This is a genomic window from Acinetobacter sp. LipI_15 (assembly GCF_058242865.1).
This window is the reverse complement of record NZ_JBZAYN010000001.1, coordinates 2,994,494-3,017,969: the sequence shown is the minus strand read 5'-3', so window position 1 is coordinate 3,017,969 and position 23,476 is coordinate 2,994,494. Positions and strand designations below refer to the sequence as shown.

Sequence of the window (23,476 nt, the reverse complement as noted above, 5' to 3'; positions counted from 1 at the left end):
AGAAAAAATAATTGAGTTTGCAGATAACATTTTTTAGTATTTTTCGTCCATAAAATAAGCTTTTAGATGACGAGAATAGATAAAAATGTTGTCTCAAATACCGACTCAGGATGCATGTTTAACCTGTGGAGCATGTTGTGCCCACTATCGCGTTTCTTTTTATTGGGCAGAAGGGCTGAATATGCCCGAACATTATACTGAGCCGGTTAATGCCGTGTATTCATGTATGGCGGGCACCAATCAAACACAGTCTCGTTGTATCGCTTTGGGTGGGAAAATTGGGCAAGCAGTGAGTTGTAGGGTGTACGAGGCGCGCAGTTCCACATGTAAAAGTGTGCAGATAGCTGATGAGCAATGTAATAAAGCACGCATCGCGCATCAAATGATTCCATTGATCAGTATTCCACTGCATAACGCTGAAAATGATGAAGATTTCGATCAAGTCAGTTAAGGCTTTAGTTCCAGAATAAATTTATTGAAATTAAGCGGTAGAGTCTTCGGATTCTGCCTGTATTGAACAAGTTGCTGACTAACCCTCAGTGTATTCTTGCTGAAAACAGCATATTCGATAGTTAATATTGAAAACTCCGTAAAGAATTGCCGCAATTAAAATGAAAATTGAACGGAAATTTGTATATAATGGCTCACGGAAATTACCAGCGAGACTGTTATGTTGACCATCGTTCAAGAAGCCCTAACCTTTGATGATGTCTTATTACTCCCTGCCTATTCTACTGTTCTCCCAAAAGATGTCTCTCTTAAGACACGTTTCACACGTGGCATCAATTTGAATATTCCACTTGTTTCTGCTGCGATGGATACTGTGACTGAATCACGTATGGCGATTGCAATGGCGCAAAACGGTGGTATCGGTATCCTGCATAAAAACATGGATATTGCTGCACAAGCTGCAGAAGTTCGCCGCGTGAAAAAATTTGAAGCAGGTATGGTGAAAGACCCAATTACCGTTACACCAGAAACGACTGTACGTGAGCTGATTGCTTTAACTCAAGCAAATAACATCAGCGGTGTACCAGTGGTGAAAGACGGTCAAGTGGTGGGTATTGTTACTGGTCGTGACACTCGTTTTGAAACCAATCTTGAGCAACCTGTTAGTAACATCATGACAGGCCATGATCGTTTGGTAACTGTTCGTGAAAACGAATCAAAAGAAAACATCCAAGCATTACTTCAAAAACACCGTATTGAAAAAGTCCTTGTTGTAAATGACAACAACGAACTGAAAGGTTTAATCACGGTTACTGATTTCCGTAAAGCTGAAAACTATCCAAACAGTTGCAAAGATGACTTAGGTCGTTTACGCGTTGGTGCTGCAGTTGGTACAGGTGCAGAAACACCAAGCCGTGTAGAAGCATTGGTGGAAGCGGGTGTTGATGCGATTGTTGTTGATACAGCACATGGTCACTCTGCAGGTGTAATTGAACGTGTACGTTGGGTAAAAGCCAACTATCCACAAGTTCAAGTGATTGGCGGTAACATCGCGACTGGTGATGCAGCACTTGCATTATTAGATGCTGGCGCAGATGCAGTGAAAGTGGGTATTGGCCCAGGTTCAATCTGTACTACACGTATTGTGGCTGGTATTGGTATGCCGCAAATCTCTGCGATTGACAGCGTTGCCAATGCACTAAAAGATCAAATTCCATTGATTGCAGACGGTGGTATCCGTTTCTCTGGTGATATGGCAAAAGCGATTGGTGCCGGTGCGAGTACCATCATGGTAGGTTCATTGATGGCGGGTACTGAAGAAGCACCGGGCGAAGTTGAATTCTTCCAAGGTCGTTACTACAAAGCGTATCGTGGTATGGGTTCATTGGGTGCGATGGCAGGTGCTACGGGTTCTGCTGACCGTTATTTCCAAGACTCAAAAGCAGGCGCTGAAAAACTTGTACCAGAAGGTATTGAAGGTCGCGTACCGTACAAAGGTCCAATGGGTAACATCGTTCATCAAATGATGGGTGGTTTACGTTCATCTATGGGGTATACCGGTTCTGCGGTGATCGATGACTTACGTAAAAATGCACAGTTTGTCAAAATTACTGCGGCAGGTATGTCTGAATCTCACGTACATGACGTGACTATTACTAAAGAAGCACCAAACTACCGTGTTGGTTGATATTTAGTAGCTTTTAGCCGAAAAGGCCGTCATTAATATGACGGCCTTTTTGTTTTTGGTGTAAAGTATTTGCAGTAAAAAGTGATGATTAAGATCACCATTAAGAAGTGAGTACAACATGAGTTATTTTGGTACAGATGGCATTCGTGGCAAATTCGGTGAATTGCCTATTACCCCTGAATTTGCATTAAAACTAGGATTTGCCGCAGGTAAAGTATTAAAACAATACAGTAAAAAAGCAAAGCCCATCGTTGTACTAGGTAAAGATACCCGATTATCGGGCTATATTTTAGAGTCAGCCTTACAAGCCGGTTTAAACGCAGCAGGTGTTTATGTTCATTTGCTGGGTCCATTACCTACACCTGCAATTGCCCATTTAACCCGTGCATTACATGCCAGCTTAGGCATCGTGATCTCGGCGTCGCATAATCCTTATTTTGACAACGGCATTAAGTTTTTCTCGAGCGAAGGTAAAAAATTGCCGGATGAAATTCAAGAAGCCATAAACAAAGAACTTGAAAATGACTTGGTGATCGAAGACCCTGCAAACTTAGGTAAAAGTGTGCGTGTAAAAGATGCCAATGGTCGTTATATCGAGTTTTGTAAATCAACCTTCCCGTACCATTTTGACCTGACAGGCTTAAAAATTGTGGTGGACTGTGCCAATGGTGCAGCCTATAGCGTTGGCCCTTCGGTGTATCGTGAACTGGGTGCAAAAGTGATTGCGCTGTTTAACGAACCGGATGGTTTGAATATCAATAAAGACTGTGGTTCGACGCATCCTGAGTTTTTACAAAAAGCAGTTGTGGAACATCAGGCAGATTTAGGGATCGCTTTTGATGGTGATGCTGACCGCGTGATTATGGTCGATAAAAATGGTCAGCAAATTACTGGTGACCATATTCTTTATATTTTAGCCACTCAAGCGAGTCAAAAACCTGTGGGTATCGTGGGTACCGTGATGAGCAATATGGCACTTGAAATTGCTTTAGATCAAGCCAAAGTGCCGTTGCTTCGTGCCAAAGTCGGTGACCGCTATGTTTTACAAGGCCTAGAAGAAAAAGGTTGGGTAACGGGTGGTGAGCCATCAGGTCATATCTTGACTTTGGACAAGAGCACCACAGGTGATGCGATCATTGCTTCACTTCAGGTGTTAACGGTGATGGTTGAGCAAGGTAAAGCTTTGCATGAATTGGTGGACGGTTTTGAGTTATTACCTAACGTCTTGGTGAATGTTCGCTTGGCTGCGATGTTTGACCCCTACGCCGTACCTGCATTGGTGAGCGAGTTTGAAAAAGCTGAAGCGCAGCTCAAAGGACGCGGTCGAATCTTGATTCGTAAATCAGGCACAGAGCCGGTCATTCGAGTCATGGTTGAAGGTAATGACCTTGAAGAAGTCACCGCATTGGCAAATCATTTGGCTGATGCTGTTCGTGCCAATGCAGCTTAAATCAAGAGGGGAAATTGCATGAATGATGTGATTAAGGACTTAAGTGAACTGCGTTTAACTTATCAAAAAGGTGAGTTGCATGAAGATCAGGTGAACCGTGATCCACATGAGCAGTTTTTATTATGGTTTAACCATGCCTTAGAAGCACAATTGCATGAACCCTATGCTATGTCTTTGGCTACGGCAAATGCCCAAGGTCGTCCGCACGTGCGGACGGTCTTGTTGCGCGGTGCGACCCATGCAGGTTATGACTTCTACACCAACTATGACAGTCAAAAAGGCAATGATCTGCTCGATAATCCTTATGCAGAATTATTGTTTTATTGGCAAGAGCAGGAACGTCAAATTCGGGTCAGTGGTCGTGTGGAAAAGATATCTCTCGAAGAATCGACAGATTATTACCATAAGCGACCGCGTGATAGCCAAATTGCAGCGCACATTAGCACCCCACAAAGTGGTGTTATTGCCAGCCGTGAAGAATTACAACAGCGATTCCAAAATTTGCATGATCAAGTGGAAAGCAAAGAGGTATTGGCGAAACCTGAGTTTTGGGGTGGCTATCGTTTAGTTCCGGATTATTATGAATTTTGGCAAGGCCGTCCGAATCGTTTACATGACCGCTTGAGTTATAAACTACAGGATGGTCAATGGGTTTTACAGCGACTGATGCCATAAATGTCTAAACTTTTAATTCAACAAAGACCCTATTTGACGCGCCCTGAAGATATTCAGGGCGTTGCCCCGTTTATTGCTGATTTATTGGCACGTCGCGGGGTTTCTTCCGCACAAGAGCTGGAATTGAAGCTTAAGCACTTACATGCGCCAAACTTAAAGGGTTTAGAGCAAGCGATTGAAATAATCGATCAAGCAATTGATACTCAAAAGAAAATCGTCATTGTTGGTGATTATGATGCCGACGGTGCGACCAGTACTGCATTGATGGTCTTGGCACTACGTGATATGGGCGCGGATGTTGAATATCTGGTTCCAGATCGTTTCAAATATGGTTATGGTCTGACACCTGCCATTGCTGATTTGGCCTTCGTGAGCTTTACTCCAGATGTGCTGATTACGGTCGATAATGGTATTTCGAGCCATGCTGGTGTAGCACAGGCACAGGCGCATGGTATGCAGGTGATCATTACCGACCATCACCTGACCACAAAGGAAACACCACAAGCAGAAGCGGTGGTAAATCCCAATCAATTGGGATGTGAATTTCCAAGTAAAGCCTTGGCTGGCGTAGGTGTTGCATTTTATGTGTTGGCAAATTTGGCCAGTATGCGTAAAAAAAATGCTAAATCCACAGCCAACCTCAGCCAATATTTGGACTTGGTGGCCTTAGGCACTTATGCCGATGTTGCGAGTCTAGATCTGAATAATCGGATCTTGATCGATGCTGGTTTGAAGCGGATTCAGCAAGGACTATGTCGTCCAGGGATCAGTGCATTATTGGATATTGCCGGTCGTGATCCTGCACAGTTAAAAGCACAGGACTTGGGCTTTGTAGTTGGCCCACGACTCAATGCAGCTGGGCGTATGGAGACTATGGATATTGGGATTGAGTGTCTGATTGCGGCAGATTTAAGTACGGCTTATCCGATTGCGCAGCAGTTGAATCAACTCAATATTGAAAGACGCCAAGTCGAAGGGCAGATTAAACAGGAAGCTCTGGCTGAGTTAGAACATATTCAGCTTGATCAGGATAACTTACCTGCAGCCTTGATCATGTTTGAACAGCATTGGCATCAAGGGGTGATTGGGATTGTTGCAGGGCGTTTGAAAGAACAATTTCATAGACCTGCAATCGTCTTTGCCGCAGATGAGGATGGCGTACATATTAAAGGCTCTGCGCGTTCGATTGAAGGTATTCATATTCGAGACAGTATTGAGCGTATTGCTGAATTACATCCACATTTGGTGAGTCATTTTGGTGGGCATGCAGCCGCAGCAGGACTAACCATTCAAAAGCAGCATTTTTCTGAATTTAAAACCGCTTTTGAAGCACTCATCGCTGCGCAAGATGAAAGTTTATTTCAGGCCACTATTTGGACAGATGGCGAATTGCCCGATTCGGCCATTAATGTCGAAACCGTCGATCTTTTGCAAAATTTAAGTCCATGGGGACAAAAATTCCCTGCACCGGTCTATGAAGGCCTATTTAAAGTTTTAGATTATCGTTGGTTGAAAGATGTGCATCTGAAATTAAAACTTGCTTTAGATAATGGCTTAATGGTGGACGCAATTGCATTTAATGCGGCAGAAAAATATGAATTTAATCCTATGCAAGATCAAATCCGCTTGGTCTACGAACTCGATAAAAATGAATTTAGAGGAAATGTCAGTGTTCAATTGAGAGTTCTACACTTGGCTCAATAAATTCTATTTTTACAGGCAAATAAAAAACCGCTCAGAAGAGCGGTTTTTTTATGGTTTTGACTTCAATGGATTAGAAGCGGTATTTCGCTGCTACACCAAATGAATTGTAGTCATTGTTGCCAACTTCACCGAAACCAACACGACCTTCAAGGCTTACTTGTTGGTTGAAGAATTTACGTGCATTGATCCCTACTTCGTTACGATCAGTGACATCGTTGTTGTAGTAGTCAGCACCAACACTGAATGTTTTGTCGATGAAGTAATCCGCTGCTAGATTGAATTCATCTAGATCACCGAATGCTGCACCCGCTTCAAGGTTGATGTCTTTACCATTGCTTAAAGTTGTTACGTATTTAGCACGTAAAGTTGGATCTACACCGTCGTCATCGTCATTGTCCCAACCTTTTAGACCGGCAGCAACTAAGAAACCAGGTGCAGGAAGGTAACCCACTTCAGCTGCATAATAAGTTGTATTGTTGTCTACTGTGCCGAATGGAGTGTCAACTTCGACATTATTACGGCTTACATCACCAGATACATAGAAATCTGAGTTTGGTACGAAATATTCGATACCAACGCCATAAGTATTGTCGTCAACATCGCCACGGTCAGCGAAAGTTGCATGTGCATTTACGTTACTTGCACGGTTTAAGAATGCAGCTTCTGCAAGAGGAGCGTTACGCGTTTGAACAGGGTTGAAGTAATAAGTACCGTTTACACCAAATTCACTGCCAGAGCTTCCATTATCTGGGTCGATGTAACCAGCTGAAGCGCCCACTTCTGCTTGATAAGCATGAGCTGTACCTGTAATAGCAAGTGCAGAAAGAAGTGCTGAAGCAATTGCGAGTTTTTTCATGGAAACTACCCCTCTAAATTGTTTGGCTAAATTTAATACATTTTTTGTTACAAGTTTTAGTCTAGAGAATTTTTAAAGATGGTCAATCGCTGCAAAGTTGCAGAACTGTGTATTCAGTAATTTTATGTAATTTTAATTATTTAAGATATTGAAAAATATATAATTATTATTAATGTTTTGTTTTATTAAAACTGTGTAGATATTATGAATTTGTAGATTATTTGGTCAACAACTGGACTTTTTTTAAAGTAAATATTACATCGAAAAGAAAAAAGCACCTCAAATTTGAGGTGCTTTTTTAATGCACATTCCTAATTCAAACGAAATTAGAAACGTAAAGTTGCATTGATGTTGAACGCTTGAATGTCATCACCAAAACCAACTTGACCACCGATTGCTAGGTTCGGGTTAAGGAAGTATTTTGAACGGATAGCGAAGTAATCCGTGTCTTCATCACCATCATCTTCGATGTTATAAGATGCACCAATGCTAAAAGCTTGGTCGAAGTAGTAGTCTGCACCAATCGTAACAGAGTCTAAATCACCAAAAGCGCCATCTGCCTCTAGGTTGATGTATTGACCATTGTTCAAAGGCGCAACATATTTTGCTTTAACAGCAAAACGGTTGTCTTCGTCTTCATCATTGTCGCCTTGATAGCCATCAATACCAACAGCAAGTAAAAGGTTAGAGACAGGTAAATAACCTACTAATGCGCGGTATGTTGTTGAATCATAGTCCTCGCTTGCTGAAATGCCAGCAACTTTTACTTCAGCTTTTTCTTCTTTGTAGCCTAATTCACCATTAAAGTAGAATTGTTCAAAGAAGTATTCAGCACCTAATGAAATATGGTGGCTGTCATATTCTGCTTTGCCTGCAAGCGGACCTGAAACAGGAAAATAATCTGATACATCTACTGTTTTTGTATCTAAATATTGATAGCTATATTTAGCATAAATATTGCTGTTATGACCTAAAAATGCAGCTTCGTTTAATGGGCCATTTTTAGGGTTTACTGAGTCTAAATATAACGTGCCTTGTAAGTTGAACAATCCGTTTGAATCTACGATGTCATTGTCCCAATCTGTATAAGTAAAACCGCCATCAACTTGACCATCATAAGCAAATGTTGATGAAGTGAAAACAGCTAATCCTAGTGCAAGTAATGTCTTTTTCATAAAACCCTCGAAACATTATTGTTGTAAATAAAATGTAATAAATAGTAAAGCGAGCGTATTGTTCATATTATGTACATTAAAGTCAATGATTTGGATGATCAATCTGGCTGAATCTGTGCAAATTCTCTGTGATATAATAGGCGGCTATTTAAGCCAAATTTTTTGATTGAGAGTAATTCACGTGGAAATTAATCCGTATCTATTACAGCTAAAAGACTTAAACGACCGTGGTCAAACATTACGGGGGTATCTTTGACTACGATCTGAAAAAAGAGCGTTTAGAAGAGGTTCTACGTGAGCTGGAAGACCCAGCAATTTGGAATGATCAAAGCCGTGCGCAAGCAATGGCAAAAGAAAAAGGTGAACTCGAAAACGTCATTAACGTGCTCGAAGGGCTTTCAACTCAACTAGAAGATGCCCAAGCGATGTTGGATCTTGCGGTTGAAGCAGAAGAAGAAAGCTTACTTGCAGATGTGCAAGCAGAGTTAACTTCAGCGGAAGCAGAACTTGCGAAATTAGAATTCCGTCGTATGTTCAGTAATCCGATGGACCCGAACCCATGCTATGTCGAAATTCAAGCGGGTTCTGGTGGTACTGAAGCACAGGACTGGGCATCCATGTTACTGCGCATGTATCTACGTTGGATTGAACGTCATGGCTTTAAAGCAGAAGTGATGGAAGAGTCTGATGGTGATGTGGCAGGGATCAAGTCTGCAACGATCCGTGTAGAAGGTGAGTATGCATATGGTTGGTTACGTACAGAATCTGGCGTACACCGTTTAGTCCGTAAGTCACCTTTTGACTCGGGTAATCGTCGCCATACTTCATTCTCAGCGGTTTTTGTATCGCCTGAAATTGATGACAATATTGAAATTGAAATCAATCCAGCTGATGTACGTACTGATACCTATCGTGCATCTGGTGCTGGTGGTCAGCACATTAACAAAACAGACTCTGCGGTACGTTTAACTCACGCTCCAACAGGGATTGTGGTGGCATGTCAGAACCAACGTTCACAGCACGCCAACCGTGACCATGCATGGAAACAGTTACGTGCAAAATTGTACGAACTTGAAATGCAAAAACGTAATGATGCGGCACAAGCGTTGGAAGATACCAAGTCAGATATCGGTTGGGGCAGCCAAATTCGCTCATACGTTTTAGATGACTCGCGTATTAAAGACTTACGTACCAGTGTGGAAAGTTCAAACACCGGCGCAGTGCTTGATGGCGATTTAGATAAGTTTATTGAAGCCAGCCTCAAACAAGGTTTGTAATTTAAATTTATATAGAAAACAAAGTTCTATCTGTTCTTGATCAATATATCTAAAAAAATCGATATAAAAATCGAAAAAATACGATATAGTGTATTCAAGATGCTGAATAGAACTTTGTTGTCCAAATTTTTATTTAATTAAACCCGTTTAAATTATGGATATTGATTTAATTTTTAAAGCACTTGCCAATCCGACTCGACGTCAAATCTTGGAATGGTTGAAAACACCAGAACAGTTTTTGTCAGAAGAACAATGTGGCGGCTTTAATCGTGGTGTATGCGCTGGCAATATCGAAAAACTCGGTAATGTTTCGCAGTCTACGATGTCTAATCATTTGTCTGTGTTACAACAGGCGGGCTTAATTCAAGCCGAGAAATATGGTCAATGGTCGTATTTTTCACGCAATGAAGAACTCATTCAGCAATATATTGATTATCTGCAGAACTCACTTTAAATCATTTTTCGCATTTGAAGTGTCAGGCGAGACATATATGGCTGAACTTAATACTCCTCTCATTTTGGGTGATTTACACCTCAAAAATCGCGTTGTAATGGCGCCACTAACCCGTAGTCGTGCAACTATTGACCGTGTTCCAACGCCGATGATGGCTGAATATTATGCACAGCGTGCAAGTGCTGGATTAATCATTTCAGAAGCAACAGTCATTTCAGAAGCCGCTAATGGCTATTTGCAGACGCCGGGTTTATTTACCGATGCTCAAGTTCAGGGCTGGAAATTGGTGACCCAAGCCGTACATGAACAGCAAGGTTTAATTGTGGCACAATTGTGGCATGTCGGACGTGTCTCACATCCCGATCTTTTGAATGGTGATACACCAGTTTCTGCCAGTGCGGTACAACAGGCGGGTTATGTCAGTCTGCTTCGCCCAAAACGCGAATATGTCGTGCCACGTCCATTAGAGATTGCAGAAATCAAAAGCATTGTAGAACAATACAAACAGTCTGCGATCAAAGCCAAAGAAGCGGGATTTGATGGTGTGGAATTGCATGCGGCCAATGGTTATTTGATCGATCAATTCCTACAAAGCAAAACCAATTTACGTGAAGATGAGTATGGTGGTTCTGTAGAAAACCGCGCACGTTTATTGCTTGAAGTGGTGGATGCGCTGATTGAAGTGTGGGGGGCAGGTCGTGTAGGTGTGCATCTTGCGCCGCGTGGTGATGAACACGACATGGGCGATCATGATCCACGTGAAACCTTTGGCTATGCTTTAGAGCAGTTGGGGCAGAGGAAGATTGCATTTTTCTTTACCCGTGAATATCTAGCGGATGACAGTATTAGTGACTATCTGAAACAGCGCTCAAATGGAGTGCCGTACATTGCCAATATGCGTTTAAGCCGTGAAGATGCTGTTGATTTATTGGCCTCAGGTAAAGCCGATGCGGTGTCTTTTGGTAAAGCTTATATTGCCAATCCAGATTTGTTTGAACGTTTGCTAGCGAATGCTGCACTGAATGAATTGCAGTTGGAAAATATGATTGGAACAGATGTTGCCGAAGGCTATATTGATTATCCAAGCATGAAAAATAAATTTGGTTCAGGTCGTTCAACCTATTAATCGACACTTGAATACGCATTATCCATTAACATGTGGATAATGCTCTGATATATTCTGCCGATTCAAACCGTTTTTGAGCGTAATAATTTGACTACTCCTTTTTGGTATAACGCAGCTTTGGCGCTGATTAAGCCGCTATATCAATGGCGCATCAAAAAACGTGCTGAAGATTTCCAACTATATCAGCAAGAGTGTCTTGAGCGCTTTGGGCCATTTCAGCCAGTTAAAAACCGTAATGCAATTTGGTTTCATGTGGTTTCCGTCGGAGAAACCAACGCTGCGCAGCCGCTGATTGAACATTATCTCAAAGCAGGTCATCCGGTCTTAGTTACCAATACCACCAAAACCGGACAAGCGCGTGCGAAACAATTATTTTTAAAAGCACCGTATGAATCACTGTTTCAGGCCGTGTATTTGCCGGCAGATCAAAAAAAATTAGTCCGTCGTTTTATCGAAAAATATCAACCTAAAATGTTGGCTCTGGTCGAAACTGAACTCTGGCCAAATTTGATGATTGAAGCCGATCAGGCCAACGTTCCGTGTTTATTGATTAATGCCAGATTATCTGAAAAATCGGCGAAGGGTTATGGCAAAGTCCCGAGTTTGACGCAGCCGATGCTAAAGAGTTTGAAACAATTATTGGCGCAAGATCAGGCAACTTTAGCGCGATTTATTGAGTTGGGTGCAAACCCCCATACCAGTCAGGTCGTGGGAAGTATCAAATTTGATATTCATGCGCCCGATAGCTTTGTGCAACAAGCAGCGCAGTTGCGTCAAGATTGGACTTTGCAAGAGCGTAAAATCATTACCATTGCCAGTACGCATGCACCCGAAGAACAAAAACTGCTCGCGGCACTGCAGCCGATTTTGCAACAACAGCCTGAGCTGTTATGTATAGTCGTACCACGTCATCCTGAACGCTTTGATGAGGTTTTTGTAGAAGCGCAGAAACTGAATTTACGTACACAGCGCCGCAGTTTAAAGCAAACGATTCAGCCTGAAACGCAGGTATATTTGGCAGATAGTATGGGTGAATTATGGCTTTGGCTGGCACTGAGTCAGGCGTGTTTTGTCGGCGGGTCTTTAAATGAACCGGGCGGTGGACATAATATTTTGGAGCCCATTGCGTTGCATGTCCCGACAGTATTAGGTCAGCATTATTTTAATTTCCAAACCATTGTAGATGAGTTTGTAGCGGCCCATGCGGTTGTGGTTGTGCAGGATTTTGAGCAGGCGGCTAGTGCATTGGTTGAGATCATTCAAAATACTGCGAAAGCGCAGGCTTTAAATGATGCTGCTCAGCTGATTATGCAAAAGAATACAGGGTCATTGGCTCAACATATTCAAGTGATTGATCAGTACCTTTAAGTTTTAATTTTGCGATACATTAATTTTTATTAGGCAAGTTTTATCACGGCCTTATTTTATGGTGATCGTTGAACATCCTATTCGTAGGCATAATATACTTTTAAAGGATTAAAAGTAGCAAAAATCCTCTGTACGCTGAAGGTACTTCCTGTACCTCAGCGCACAGGCGACATCCATGTCGCCTGTCCTCAATGACATATGCTTTGCGTGAATTGATATGGTTATTTATGAACATCGTCTTGCTTGATCCTAGTCAAACTGAATCTGAACTTTGGAGTATTAGCGCCAAACGTCAAATTGAGCATTTAAAAAACCATGTGAATATACAGGTGGGCGATACACTCAAAGTCGGGATTCGGGAAGGAAAGCGTTATTTAACCCAAATCGTCAGTATCAGTGATGAGCGCATTCAACTTAAACCCTTACAAGAAGAAGAAGTACCTGCAAAGCATCCGGTGACTTTAATTGTGGCAATGCCTCGTCCGAAAGTGTTGCGCCGTCTGATCATGGATGCCGTCACTTTAGGTGTAGAAAAAATCATTCTGCTGCACAGTTATCGCGTGGATAAAAGCTATTGGCAGACCCCATTTTTACAGCAGCTCGATCACTATGTGACGTTGGGTTTGGAGCAGGCAGGTGACACCATTGCGCCCAAAATTGAATTGTATAAACGCTTTAAACCCTTTGTGGAGGATGTTTTACCGAGCAGGATCTCGTCAGACTATCCGGCTTATGTGGCGCATCCTTATGTTGAAGATGTGATGCCCGCAGGGATTCAACATGGATGTACGATCATTATTGGGCCTGAAGGTGGATTTATCCCTTATGAGGTCGATTTGCTCATAAAAAACGGTTGCCAAGCAGTCAGCTTAGGCAACCGAATTATCCGGACAGAAACTGTGATTCCGTACGTTTTAGGGCGATTATTTAGCTGTTGACGCTTCTGTCTCAGCTTGATCACCACGGTAAACTTTAACTTCCTGTACAGGGTAAGGAATTGAAATACCATTTTGATTGAATGCTTGGATAACGTGTTCTTGCACTTCACTGATTGAGTTCGCAGTGGTGGTTTCTGTGGTATCTACCCACCAACGGACATTCAGATTGACTGAGAAATCAGCCAAAGCATTTACGTTTACGGTAAACGCAGGTTGGCTCAAAATCGTTGGGTCTTTGTCCAAAATAGCCAAAACAATGTTTTTAGCTTTTTGAATGTCATCTTCATAACCAATACCCACCACAAATTCACAACGACGACGTTGATAAGCGGTATTCACCGTTACCGCACTGGTGTAAACCGTCGCGTTTGGAATCACGATACGACGACCATCTGGAGAGCGTAGGAAGGTTGCACGGATCTGAATATCTTCAACAGTACCTTCCATTCCTGACACAATAATGTCATCACCGATTTTGAACGGTTCGCCGAGGAGAATCAAAATACCCGACAGTAAGTTCTGGAAAATATCTTTAAACGCGAAACCGATTGCGACCGAACCAATCCCCAATGCACTCATGAGCTGACCCGGTGTGAAACCAGGGATCGCAATGACCATTGCAATTAGGAAACCGAAGAACATAATGGCTGAGCTACCCACACGGTTCAGGACCAAAACTAGATTTTGTTTTGAGTAAGAACGGTCAGTGAGCGCTTTACGAACAAAGAATCTAAAGAGTTTAGACAGTAGATAGAAGATCGTAAAAACAATTAATGCGATACAAATATATGGCAGGCGTTCCCAAAATCCATCGACAAATTTATCGATCGTTGAGTAGGCGTCATTATATTTAGAGGTATGTTCCAGCACGGTTTGTGCGGTTTTTTCTGTTGCCTCTTGCAAAAGTTGAGTCGTGCCTTGAGTGACATCACTCAAGGCATTTTCTTTTTCAGCCACGAGCTTTCCAAATGTTCCGATTTTTCGCTATTTTGCCTGAAATTAGTGGCGAAAATAACCCTCATTTACAGGCTGGCGAACAGATGTATCAAAATTCAGACAGGCTCAGATTCGGTCAGTGGCTTAGAAATATTCAGTACCTTGTTGAATGATTTCTGTCGGCGATTCAATTTCACCGCTACCCATCATATACGAGGTGATGCTACCTGTAGCCAAGAGCGACAACACACTGATTAAAATCATCAACCATGCCAGAATTTTTTCCCAAACGGCAGCAGGGCGTGGCGCGCCGTATTGATTTATGGTCGGTGTACCTGAGGCTAATAATAAATATAGGATAAAGAAAAGATTGATCACGGGGATAAATAATAATAGTAGCAACCAACCGGCTTTATTGAGGTCATGCAGCCGACGCACGACAAAGACACAATAAAAATAAATGTAAAGAATCATAATCGCCAAATAGGCGAGGCCAGATATCCCAGTGAATATACCAACAAATTGCTCATTTAACGCCATGGTATTGATGTTGAAAATACCCACGGCAAGGCTTAAAGCGATTATGGCAAAAAAGCTGATGATATTGAGAAAGCCATACCAACCAATCATGCTCAGTCGACCAAAACGTCCATCAGGTTTCAGGGGATTATCCGATGTAGTGGTTGTCTGGCGGGAAAAGAAAGAAGAGTTATTGGTGTTCATGATCGGATCAACTCAACTTATAGGAAAGAATAAAAAAAGCGGAGTGCTGAGTAAAATTACCTTTGCAGTATAGGTTTAATTGAACTGGTCAGATACTGAATTAAAACATGTTTTTGTTGAAATTTTGCTTATAGATGTGCTTTAAATGGGAAAGAATAATACGACCAAAGCATGATTGCTACGATTAAAAATTAATCGTCATACTGCTGTGATGCAGGAATTATAAAAGTAGAAATGTGGCATGGCATCTCGTGATGAGATGAATCAGATCAAGGAAAATACAATATGAAAGAGATCTATCCAGTACCTGAAAGTTTCAAAAAAACCGCACGCATCAACGAGTCGGAGTACTTTGAGCGTTATCAAAAATCGATTGAACAACCAGATGAGTTTTGGGCAGAGCAAGCGCAAAAGATCGATTGGATCAAACCGTTTACCCAAGTTAAAAATACAAATTTTAAGCAAGATGATTTTAAGATCGAGTGGTTTGCTGATGGTGAATTGAATGTCAGTGCCAACTGTCTCGATCGACATTTAAAAGAACATCCACATAAACCGGCCATTATTTGGGAAGGTGATCATCCTTCACGGCATAAAAACATTTCTTTTGAAGAACTGCATGATGAAACTTGCCGTTTTGCTAATGTGCTGAAAAAACATGGCGTGGGCAAAGGCGACCGTGTGGTGCTGTATATGCCAATGGTGCCAGAAGCGGCAATTGCGATGTTGGCCTGTACCCGAATTGGAGCAGTACACTGCGTGGTTTTTGGCGGGTTCTCACCAGACTCATTGGCAAGTCGTATCGATGACAGTCAGGCGAAAGTCGTGATTACTGCGGATTGTGGGATGCGTGGTGGTAAGCCCATTCCACTCAAAGAAAATGTCGATCTTGCACTCGACATTGAAGGCACATCTTCGGTTCAAAATGTCATTGTGGTGCACCGTACAGGTAACCCGATCGAAATGAAAGCGGATCGTGATTTGTGGTATCACATGGAAATCATGTCGGTTAATGATATCTGCCCACCTGAACCCATGAATGCCGAAGACCCGCTGTTTATTTTATATACATCAGGTTCAACTGGAAAACCGAAAGGCGTATTGCACACCACGGGTGGCTATTTGACCTATGTGAATTGTACTTTCCGTGAGGTTTTTGACTTAAAACAAGATGATGTGTTTTGGTGTACCGCAGATGTCGGATGGATCACTGGGCATTCATATGTATTGTATGGCCCATTGTCGAATGGTACTACGACCGTGATGTTTGAAGGGGTGCCGCAATATCCAAGTTGGGCACGTACGGGACATATTGTCGATAAACATAATGTCACTATTTTATATACGGCACCGACTGCAATTCGCGCCATGATGCGAGAAGGCGATGCCTTTGTCCGAGAAAGTGACCGCAGTAGTTTGCGTTTATTAGGTTCGGTGGGTGAACCGATTAACCCAGAGGCATGGAATTGGTACTACACCGTGGTAGGTGAAAGCCGCTGCCCAGTGGTGGATACATGGTGGCAAACAGAAACAGGTGGTTTCATGATTACGCCATTGCCGGGAGCAACTGATTTAAAACCGGGTTCGGCGACGCGTCCATTCTTTGGTGTACAACCTGCGATAGTGGATGCTGAAGGCAATGAGCTTGAAGGCGCCGTAGAAGGCAATTTGGTGATTAAGGATTCTTGGCCGGGACAAATGCGAACCATTTGGGGTGATCCTGAGCGCTTTATTGAAGCCTATTTCTCCACTTATCCGGGGACGTATTTTACAGGTGATGGCGCACGTCGTGATGAGTCTGGCTACTATTGGATTACGGGCCGTGTGGATGACGTCTTGAACGTTTCAGGGCATCGATTAGGAACGGCTGAAATTGAAAGTGCGTTGGTTGCGCATGATGCTGTGGCAGAGTCTGCGGTGGTGGGTATGCCGCATGATATTAAAGGACAGGGGATTTGCGCCTTTGTCACCCTACAAGCAGGGACAGCTGAGACGGATGAGTTACGTCAGGAACTGGTGGCTTGGGTACGAAAAGTCCTTGGACCAGTGGCAACGCCAGATGCACTGCATTGGGCGCCAGCCTTACCAAAAACCCGGTCTGGTAAAATCATGCGCCGTATTTTAAGAAAAATTGCGGCCAATGAATTGGACTCTTTAGGTGATACCTCGACCTTGGCAGAACCTCAAGTGGTTGAACATTTGATTACTACGGTTTATCCGAAGTCATAAGAACCATTTGAGCGTGTGTGATCACGTTCTGATGAAAGTTCACTATGGCTTATACGAAGGATTATTAAAGCAATAATGAACGTCCTTTCTCCTATAAAAGTTGATTAAGATGAAGGGACGTTCATGATGCATTTTATCCATCCTAAATACGACGTATAAAATGATCAAATTATAAGTCGCCTGAATTTAGGTGACTTAGATTTCATAAGATATAGATTTTACAGATATAGACTGCAGGCATTGAGATAAGCTGAATGCCTCTACTTTGTTAAGCTAAAACGGTAACAGAATAATCAGACAGACATATGAATGCTTCAACTCCATTGACTCAAGATCCGATCGATATTGCCCAAAAACTGGCGGCAGAATTTGCCACGACGGCTGCTCAGCGTGATAAGCAGGGGGGAAATCCCAAAGCTGAACGTGATTTGATTCGTCAAAGTGGTTTACTTGCATTGTCCATTGGAAAACAATACGGTGGACAGGGGGCAGATTGGCTGACGATTTTTAAAACCATTCAAACCATTGCTCAAGTGGATAGCTCATTGGCGCATGTTTATGGTTTCCATCATTTATTGATTGCAACGGTACAGTTGTTCGCGCAGCCAGAGCAATATGGCCCGTGGTTTGAACAGACTGCACGTGAGCATTTATTTTGGGGCAACACCCTAAACCCTTTAGACCGCCGTACTACAGCGACGCAACTGTCTGAACATGAATATGTGTTTCATGGCGATAAAAGTTTTTGTTCGGGTTCCATGGATTCAGACATTTTGCTGTGTTCTGGCTTCAATGAAGATGGAAAATTATTGATCGGGGTGATTCCTACAGCACGTGAAGGCGTCAGTTTTCTCGGCGATTGGGACAATATGGGACAACGTCAAACCGACAGTGGAAGTAGCCATTTTGAACAAGTTAAAATTTCTAAAGATGAATTACTACTGAACCCGGGGCCTTTGAGTACGCCGTATTCAAGCTTACGTCCGTTGATTGCACAGTTGATCTTTGTGCATATGTTTCTAGGGGTGGCAGAAGGGGCTTTTGAAACAGCAAAACAGACGGTACAAAGCCAAAAAGCATGGTCAAAATCTTTAGCTGAAAATGCAGTGAATGACCCATTTATTCAAAAGCATTTTGCTGAGTTTTATGTGCAATTAGAAAGTGTACGTTTATTGGCAGATAAAGCGGTTCAGCGTTTGCAATGGGCTTGGGAGATTGGTGAAGCTTTGACGGCGGAACAACGTGGAGAAGTCTCTATTGCGATTGCAACAGCCAAAATCGCAGCCACCAATAGCTCGCTATATATTACGCAAAATATTTTCCAAGTGATGGGCGCACGTGCCACAACTGCCAAACTAAATTTAGATCGCTTCTGGCGCAATGTACGTACCCAGACCTTACACGATCCGATTGATTATAAATATCAGGAGATCGGTGAATGGGTGCTCACAGCCAAAGTGCCAGATCCAAGTTTTTATTCTTAAACGTATATTGCACATGAGCCAATAAAAAAGCCTCCGAAAGGGAGGCTTTTTTGCAATGTGCTATCAGTCGATTTAACGCTGATGAATATTTTCTAAGGTATCAACTAAGGTTCGCGTTGTTTGATCAATCTCATAATTCACGGCATCACCGACTTGGACATCTTTCCATGTAGTGAGGCGCAGTGTTTCAGGAATAAGATCGATTGAAATTTCACTGCTGGCACGATCAACACGGTTCACAGTCAAACTACAACCATTGAGCCCAATAAAACCTTTGAGAAAGAAATATTTAATATTGCCTGCTGGAATGTGAATATCGAGATGAAAGGTTTCCCCGCGATGCTCTAAGTTTTTGATCGTGGCTGTGCCTTCGATATGACCATATAGATTGTGACCACCATTTTCTGCTCCAACTTTGGCTGAGCGTTCGACATTGACCTCATCACCGGCCTTGAGTGCTTTTAACGTGGTGAGTTGATTGGTCAAATCAGAGACATCAAAATGCACTTGGTTGGCTGCCAAATCAATATGTGTAGCCGTTAAACACACGCCATTAATCGCCACACTTGCCCCGATAAAGACATCATGAAAAAAATTCTGATGATTTGAAATCACTAAGGTTGTGAAGCCATTACCTTGACGAATCTCTAAGACTTTTTCTAAACCTTGCACGATGCCTGTATACATGGGAGCGTCTCTAAAATGATTTGCGTTTTCTGTATTGTAGGGACAAAACGAACGCTCGGCTATGCTTTACAGTGACCATTTCAGTACAGTGTTTTGATCTCTAACAGTTCGATCTTGGCAGTCTCTACAATGCTCGGAATGTTTCAATTGCCGCTAGGCGAGACTGCTTTAAATCGACAATCGGCTGAGGGTAGTTCAATTCCAGTTGAGGATTTTTGGCAAAGGGTTGGTGAATTTGTTTGGCATCCAAATCTGCGAGTTCAGGTAGCCATTGACGTAAATAATCCCCGTTCGGATCAAATTTCTGAGATTGGCTGATCGGGTTAAAAATCCGAAAATAAGGTACAGCATCTGTACCCGTCGAGGCGCACCATTGCCAACCGCCATTATTGGCCGCTAAGTCGCCATCGACAAGGTGCTGCATAAACCATTGCTCCCCCAACCGCCAATCGATCAGTAGATTCTTACTGAGGAACATGGCACAAATCATCCGCACCCGATTATGCATCCAACCCGTAGCCAGTAGTTGACGCATCCCTGCATCGACAATTGGAATGCCTGTCTGACCTTGCTGCCATGCAGCCAAGTCTTGTGGTGCATGGCGCCATTTTATTTTTAAGGTTTTGGTTTGAAACGGCTGGTGCTGAGATACCTGCGGGTAGTCAAATAAAATGTGTTGGTAAAATTCACGCCAAAGTAGCTCATCGAGCCACGTTTGTTGCCCTCTGTGGTCGATCTGGAAATAGCCACCTTGTTCACGAAACAGGGCTTGCAGACATTGGCGAATAGACAAGATGCCCAAGTTGAGATACATGCCAATTCGACTGGTAGCATTGAGCGCTGGATAGTCCCGATCATCAGCATAACGACTCAGATGTTGTTCTATAAATTCATCTAAGCACTGCTGTGCATGATTTTCCCCAATCGGCCAAAGCTCGATTTGAGCTGCTAACAGCCCTGCGGGATAAAAAGGACGAAGATCGAATTCGGTTTGCCACAGCGGATGCGAGGCGAGAGCCGCTTGGGCTTCAATAGCGGGATAACAAGTAGGCAGACTGATACTCAATTTTTCGTAGCAATTTTTCTTAAATGCACCGAAAACTTGATAAGGATGTCCAGATTGATTGCGAATACTGCCAACAGGAAACAGGGTGCGGTCATGGTACAGCTCAACAGAGATGTGCTGCTGTTCTAATAACTGTTGTACTTCGCGATCTCGTTTAAGTTCATTCACACCATGTTCAATATGTGCATGAACAGTGTGTATATTGAGCTGAGTACATAAGGTTAATAGCTCAGTGGCGATGTCTGACCAATGGGGAATATGCTGAATAATCAGTGGAATATTTAGTTCAGCCAATTGCTGTCGCAAAAGTTCCAGTTGGGCAAGATAGCGATGGATTTTAATAGGGGCATCATCATGCCTTGCCCATTGTTCAGGAGAAAGCGCAATAAATGCAACCGTTTGACCAGACTGTGTCGCCTGCCACAGTGCGCTATGGTCATGTTGTCTTAAATCTTGTCGAAACCAAACAAGTTGCATGTTTATTGCCTCGTTTTTGTTGGAAATATCACCAGAATTACGGGGGTATCTATTGGTAATGAAATTATCTAAAAAATCGATTTCTATAAAAAAACCATATAATATCTATGGTTTAACTTAACCGATTGCGCACAATCCTGTCAGCTTAAGCGTACAAGTAACGAAGTTTTTAGACGCTATGCGCGCTTTTAAATTTTACCTAAGATTAACTTATACAGGAACAGGACGTTCCGGAACATAAAACAATAACAAAGTGTTCACCATCAGGACTGTGAAGCAAGACAGGAGTCATGCTTAAGTATCCATATAGAAAAAGCCCGACAGGATGTCGGGCTTTTTCTTTGTCTATAGGTTAGCTCATTTTCTAGAATCAAAGCATATCTTTAAATGGGACTCGAGATAAAAAATCCCCTAAGCCGAGCCTTAGGGGAGGAAAGTGAAGTGAGCCGATTGTGATTATTATGCTGATTTTATGAGCTGTGACTGCATCAACAATTATGCTGATTTAGCCTGCACAACTTGCTGCTGTTGAGCTTCCAGTTCACGAACCAGTGGCAACACTTTTTCGCCAAAGTATTCCACTTCTTCAATGAAGTGGAGAAAACCTGAGAGTACCAAATCGACGCCTACACTTTTGAGTTCCACAATGCGTTCTGCAATTTGTTGTGGCGTGCCAATCAGATTGGTTTTAAAGCCGTCGTTATATTGAACCAAATCTTCAAAAGTAGATTTTGCCCAGTTACCTTCGCCTTCTTTGGTGGATGCACCTGCTTCACGAGTTGCATCGCCAAAGGCATTGACCGCTTCGGTATTGGCATTGTCGATAATCGCTTGAAGCACCGCTTGGGCTTCTTCCTCCGTATCTCGGGCAATAATGAAGGCATTCACCCCGATTTTGACCTGATGGTTGTTGGCTTTGGCTTTTTTACGAATATCATCGATTTGCTTTTTCAACTCAGCAGGGGTATTGCCGTTGGTGAAGTACCAATCGGAAACACGTGATGCCATGTCACGTGCTGCACGTGAACTGCCACCTTGGAAGATTTCAATATGCGGTTTTTGTACCGGTTTCGGAGATAGAGTGTAGTCTTTAAATTGATAGTATTTACCATCAAAACTAAAGTTATCCTGCGTCCAAACACCTTTTAGGCTACGAATGAACTCTTCAGAGCGCGCATAGCGTTGATCATGCTCGGGCCATTCTTCACCAATCGCATCAAACTCTCCACGGAACCAACCACTTACAACATTGATTGCAATACGGCCATTGGTAAGATGATCGATGGTCGCCAATTGTTTTGCAGCCAGAGCCGGTTTCCAAGGGCCGGGTAAAATCGCTGCAATGACTTTGAGTTTTTCAGTTTTGGCCAAAATTCCATGGCTGAAACTAACCGATTCGTGTTGATTTTCTGCGTTATAACCTGCGGTAAAACGAATTTGAGTCAGCGCATAATCAAAGCCACTTTTTTCTGCAGCTTGTGCCAAACGCACGTTATAGTCATAGCTCCAATCGGTACGCTGTTCAATATTACTGACCACCAAACCACCACTCACGTTTGGTACCCAGTACGCAAATGTAATGTTTTTTTCTTGTACTGACATTTTGCAAACCCTCGGGATCGAATTGTTATGCTGTGGTGTTTAGGCCACTTGCGTTTTTGGCTTTTTACTATGCAGTCGAGCTTCAGCGGCATCCAAACTTGGAACAGCTGCAGAAGGAAGGACTTCTTCTTGCTCGATTTGCTTATTAATGCCCAAGTTTTGGTTGGCTTGTTGAGACTTGGCTTTCACCACTTCAGCACGCTGACCTTTGGCTGGAGCCCATTCCAAAATCGGCAGCGCACGTGCTACAGCTAAAGTAATGCGGTCACGGAGTAATTCACTATGAATGGTGTATTCAGGGGTGAAATCACGGTCTGTTGCATAGACTCCGATTGGTAATGTCTGCGCTTGGAAGAAGCTAAATAATGGACGCAGTTGATGTTCAAGCACTAAGGCATGGCGTTCAGAACCACCCGAAGCTGCAAGCAAGACAGGTACATCGACCAATGCAGTTTGTTCGACAAAGTCAAAAAAGTGTTTAAACAGACCTGTAAATGAAGCACGGTAAACTGGCGTTCCAACAATCAGCGCATCAGCAGCTTCAACGGCAGCAAGGTCGTCTTGTACACGTTGTGGCAATTGGTTACGGTAAATCGCGCCACCTAATAAATTGCCAATTTCACTAAACTTAATAAAATGCACATTGATTGGAGTTGCATCACCGAGTTCATCAACAATGGCTTGTACCAAAGCTTCAGTTTTAGATGGATTGTTTAGACCACCTGACACAGCAACAATATTCAGGGGTTTTTGTAGATTAACTTGAGACATTTTTTAAACCTAAAAGTGTGGTTTCTCGGAATGCCTTTTATTAATCCCGATGGGTGGATCACTGTAAAATAACGAAAATCAGAAAAGTTATCTGATTTTTAGATATGTTGGAAAAACCACAAGATTCGTGAAACTTCAAATTTTAAACTGTTGATATTTCAACATATAATGCTTAGATATAAGCATTTTTACTGTGTTGATAAAATTTATATGAAAATATGATTAGATTTAAAGATTTATAGAAAATGCGAAAAAAGACGCATTTTAGGTGAAAATCTACATTTTAAATGCAAAAAAATAAGTTCTTGCATATCCTTCACATAGCATGTGTGGTTAGAATA

The 23,476-nt window shown here is 42.6% G+C and carries 20 protein-coding genes; 12 read left to right on the top strand and 8 right to left on the bottom strand.

All coding sequences use genetic code 11. The features are described 5' to 3' along the window. Positions 1–85: 85 nt before the first annotated feature. The 5 genes from AC4CU0_RS14290 (at position 86) to recJ (ending at position 5,966) form a co-directional block, all read left to right on the top strand. Positions 86–451 carry a YkgJ family cysteine cluster protein gene (locus tag AC4CU0_RS14290; RefSeq protein WP_180108855.1) on the top strand — a complete coding sequence of 122 codons (366 nt, stop codon included), beginning with the start codon at positions 86–88 and terminating at the stop codon, positions 449–451. Positions 452–670: 219 nt separating this feature from the next. After that, positions 671–2,137: an IMP dehydrogenase gene (guaB, locus tag AC4CU0_RS14285; RefSeq protein ID WP_078190562.1), complete on the top strand. Its 1,467-nt coding sequence runs from the start codon at positions 671–673 to the stop codon at positions 2,135–2,137. Positions 2,138–2,255: 118 nt separating this feature from the next. Beyond that, positions 2,256–3,587, top strand: coding sequence for a phosphoglucosamine mutase (glmM, locus tag AC4CU0_RS14280; RefSeq protein ID WP_490743378.1), 1,332 nt, complete (start codon positions 2,256–2,258; stop codon positions 3,585–3,587). A gap of 18 nt (positions 3,588–3,605) precedes the next feature. Then, complete coding sequence (pdxH, locus tag AC4CU0_RS14275) at positions 3,606–4,262, top strand: pyridoxamine 5'-phosphate oxidase (protein ID WP_180088738.1); 657 nt, start codon at positions 3,606–3,608, stop codon at positions 4,260–4,262. After that, positions 4,263–5,966, top strand: coding sequence for a single-stranded-DNA-specific exonuclease RecJ (gene recJ / locus AC4CU0_RS14270; RefSeq protein WP_490743377.1), 1,704 nt, complete (start codon positions 4,263–4,265; stop codon positions 5,964–5,966). Between the two features lie 70 nt (positions 5,967–6,036). Here recJ and AC4CU0_RS14265 read toward each other — a convergent pair whose 3' ends face one another. Together AC4CU0_RS14265 and AC4CU0_RS14260 are read right to left on the bottom strand one after the other, a co-directional pair. Then, on the bottom strand, positions 6,037–6,822 hold the full coding sequence (locus AC4CU0_RS14265; RefSeq protein ID WP_490743376.1) for a putative porin: 786 nt from the start codon (positions 6,820–6,822) through the stop codon (positions 6,037–6,039). 326 nt (positions 6,823–7,148) lie between these two features. Then, the gene (locus AC4CU0_RS14260; protein ID WP_490743375.1) at positions 7,149–7,997 is read right to left on the bottom strand and encodes a putative porin; all 849 of its coding nucleotides are present in this window, start codon (positions 7,995–7,997) and stop codon (positions 7,149–7,151) included. Between the two features lie 181 nt (positions 7,998–8,178). Between AC4CU0_RS14260 and prfB the strand changes: the two genes are divergently transcribed. The 5 genes from prfB (at position 8,179) to AC4CU0_RS14235 (ending at position 13,160) form a co-directional block, all read left to right on the top strand. Next, positions 8,179–9,274 (top strand): peptide chain release factor 2 gene (gene prfB, locus AC4CU0_RS14255; protein WP_111884474.1). Its coding sequence is split into 2 segments (ribosomal slippage): positions 8,179–8,250 and positions 8,252–9,274, totalling 1,095 coding nucleotides; the frame shifts between segments, so codons are not numbered across the junction. A 154-nt stretch (positions 9,275–9,428) separates the two neighbouring features. Continuing rightward, positions 9,429–9,728 carry an ArsR/SmtB family transcription factor gene (locus AC4CU0_RS14250; RefSeq protein ID WP_078190555.1) on the top strand — a complete coding sequence of 100 codons (300 nt, stop codon included), beginning with the start codon at positions 9,429–9,431 and terminating at the stop codon, positions 9,726–9,728. A gap of 37 nt (positions 9,729–9,765) precedes the next feature. Further along, complete coding sequence (locus tag AC4CU0_RS14245) at positions 9,766–10,854, top strand: alkene reductase (protein ID WP_111884475.1); 1,089 nt, start codon at positions 9,766–9,768, stop codon at positions 10,852–10,854. Between the two features lie 87 nt (positions 10,855–10,941). Next, on the top strand, positions 10,942–12,222 hold the full coding sequence (locus AC4CU0_RS14240; protein ID WP_180066466.1) for a 3-deoxy-D-manno-octulosonic acid transferase: 1,281 nt from the start codon (positions 10,942–10,944) through the stop codon (positions 12,220–12,222). A gap of 227 nt (positions 12,223–12,449) precedes the next feature. Beyond that, positions 12,450–13,160 (top strand): 16S rRNA (uracil(1498)-N(3))-methyltransferase, encoded by a 711-nt coding sequence (locus AC4CU0_RS14235; RefSeq protein WP_490743374.1) that lies wholly within the window; start codon positions 12,450–12,452, stop codon positions 13,158–13,160. On the opposite strand, the gene AC4CU0_RS14230 is transcribed toward AC4CU0_RS14235, so the two are convergent. Then, positions 13,146–14,117, bottom strand: coding sequence for a mechanosensitive ion channel family protein (locus AC4CU0_RS14230; RefSeq protein ID WP_078193200.1), 972 nt, complete (start codon positions 14,115–14,117; stop codon positions 13,146–13,148). The genes AC4CU0_RS14235 and AC4CU0_RS14230 overlap by 15 nt on opposite strands. 123 nt (positions 14,118–14,240) lie before the next feature. Beyond that, on the bottom strand, positions 14,241–14,819 hold the full coding sequence (locus tag AC4CU0_RS14225; RefSeq protein WP_490743373.1) for a DUF805 domain-containing protein: 579 nt from the start codon (positions 14,817–14,819) through the stop codon (positions 14,241–14,243). Positions 14,820–15,104: 285 nt separating this feature from the next. Here AC4CU0_RS14225 and acs point away from each other — a divergent pair, with 285 nt between their 5' ends. Together acs and AC4CU0_RS14215 are read left to right on the top strand one after the other, a co-directional pair. Beyond that, positions 15,105–17,048 (top strand): acetate--CoA ligase, encoded by a 1,944-nt coding sequence (acs, locus tag AC4CU0_RS14220; RefSeq protein ID WP_490743372.1) that lies wholly within the window; start codon positions 15,105–15,107, stop codon positions 17,046–17,048. 305 nt (positions 17,049–17,353) lie between these two features. Beyond that, positions 17,354–18,532 carry an acyl-CoA dehydrogenase family protein gene (locus AC4CU0_RS14215; RefSeq protein WP_490743371.1) on the top strand — a complete coding sequence of 393 codons (1,179 nt, stop codon included), beginning with the start codon at positions 17,354–17,356 and terminating at the stop codon, positions 18,530–18,532. A 72-nt stretch (positions 18,533–18,604) separates the two neighbouring features. On the opposite strand, the gene AC4CU0_RS14210 is transcribed toward AC4CU0_RS14215, so the two are convergent. From AC4CU0_RS14210 to msuE, 4 genes are all read right to left on the bottom strand, one after another. Beyond that, complete coding sequence (locus tag AC4CU0_RS14210; protein WP_180024607.1) at positions 18,605–19,219, bottom strand: riboflavin synthase subunit alpha; 615 nt, start codon at positions 19,217–19,219, stop codon at positions 18,605–18,607. A 124-nt stretch (positions 19,220–19,343) separates the two neighbouring features. Beyond that, positions 19,344–20,762, bottom strand: coding sequence for a cryptochrome/photolyase family protein (locus AC4CU0_RS14205; protein ID WP_490743370.1), 1,419 nt, complete (start codon positions 20,760–20,762; stop codon positions 19,344–19,346). 495 nt (positions 20,763–21,257) lie between these two features. Next, entirely contained in the window at positions 21,258–22,364 is a 1,107-nt protein-coding gene (gene sfnG / locus AC4CU0_RS14200; RefSeq protein WP_490743369.1) for a dimethylsulfone monooxygenase SfnG, read from the bottom strand. A 39-nt stretch (positions 22,365–22,403) separates the two neighbouring features. Next, positions 22,404–23,135 carry an FMN reductase gene (gene msuE, locus AC4CU0_RS14195; RefSeq protein WP_078190544.1) on the bottom strand — a complete coding sequence of 244 codons (732 nt, stop codon included), beginning with the start codon at positions 23,133–23,135 and terminating at the stop codon, positions 22,404–22,406. Positions 23,136–23,476: the final 341 nt, after the last annotated feature.

Coding starts and splice junctions, on each gene's coding strand:
- glmM (WP_490743378.1), top strand. CDS start 2,256: ATGAGTTATTTTGGTACAGATGGCATTCGTGGCAAATTCGGTGAATTG.
- AC4CU0_RS14245 (WP_111884475.1), top strand. CDS start 9,766: ATGGCTGAACTTAATACTCCTCTCATTTTGGGTGATTTACACCTCAAA.
- AC4CU0_RS14260 (WP_490743375.1), bottom strand. CDS start 7,997: ATGAAAAAGACATTACTTGCACTAGGATTAGCTGTTTTCACTTCATCA.
- AC4CU0_RS14265 (WP_490743376.1), bottom strand. CDS start 6,822: ATGAAAAAACTCGCAATTGCTTCAGCACTTCTTTCTGCACTTGCTATT.
- AC4CU0_RS14205 (WP_490743370.1), bottom strand. CDS start 20,762: ATGCAACTTGTTTGGTTTCGACAAGATTTAAGACAACATGACCATAGC.
- guaB (WP_078190562.1), top strand. CDS start 671: ATGTTGACCATCGTTCAAGAAGCCCTAACCTTTGATGATGTCTTATTA.
- pdxH (WP_180088738.1), top strand. CDS start 3,606: ATGAATGATGTGATTAAGGACTTAAGTGAACTGCGTTTAACTTATCAA.
- recJ (WP_490743377.1), top strand. CDS start 4,263: ATGTCTAAACTTTTAATTCAACAAAGACCCTATTTGACGCGCCCTGAA.
- AC4CU0_RS14225 (WP_490743373.1), bottom strand. CDS start 14,819: ATGAACACCAATAACTCTTCTTTCTTTTCCCGCCAGACAACCACTACA.
- AC4CU0_RS14215 (WP_490743371.1), top strand. CDS start 17,354: ATGAATGCTTCAACTCCATTGACTCAAGATCCGATCGATATTGCCCAA.
- AC4CU0_RS14290 (WP_180108855.1), top strand. CDS start 86: ATGTTGTCTCAAATACCGACTCAGGATGCATGTTTAACCTGTGGAGCA.
- AC4CU0_RS14210 (WP_180024607.1), bottom strand. CDS start 19,219: ATGTATACAGGCATCGTGCAAGGTTTAGAAAAAGTCTTAGAGATTCGT.
- sfnG (WP_490743369.1), bottom strand. CDS start 22,364: ATGTCAGTACAAGAAAAAAACATTACATTTGCGTACTGGGTACCAAAC.
- msuE (WP_078190544.1), bottom strand. CDS start 23,135: ATGTCTCAAGTTAATCTACAAAAACCCCTGAATATTGTTGCTGTGTCA.
- AC4CU0_RS14250 (WP_078190555.1), top strand. CDS start 9,429: ATGGATATTGATTTAATTTTTAAAGCACTTGCCAATCCGACTCGACGT.
- AC4CU0_RS14235 (WP_490743374.1), top strand. CDS start 12,450: ATGAACATCGTCTTGCTTGATCCTAGTCAAACTGAATCTGAACTTTGG.
- acs (WP_490743372.1), top strand. CDS start 15,105: ATGAAAGAGATCTATCCAGTACCTGAAAGTTTCAAAAAAACCGCACGC.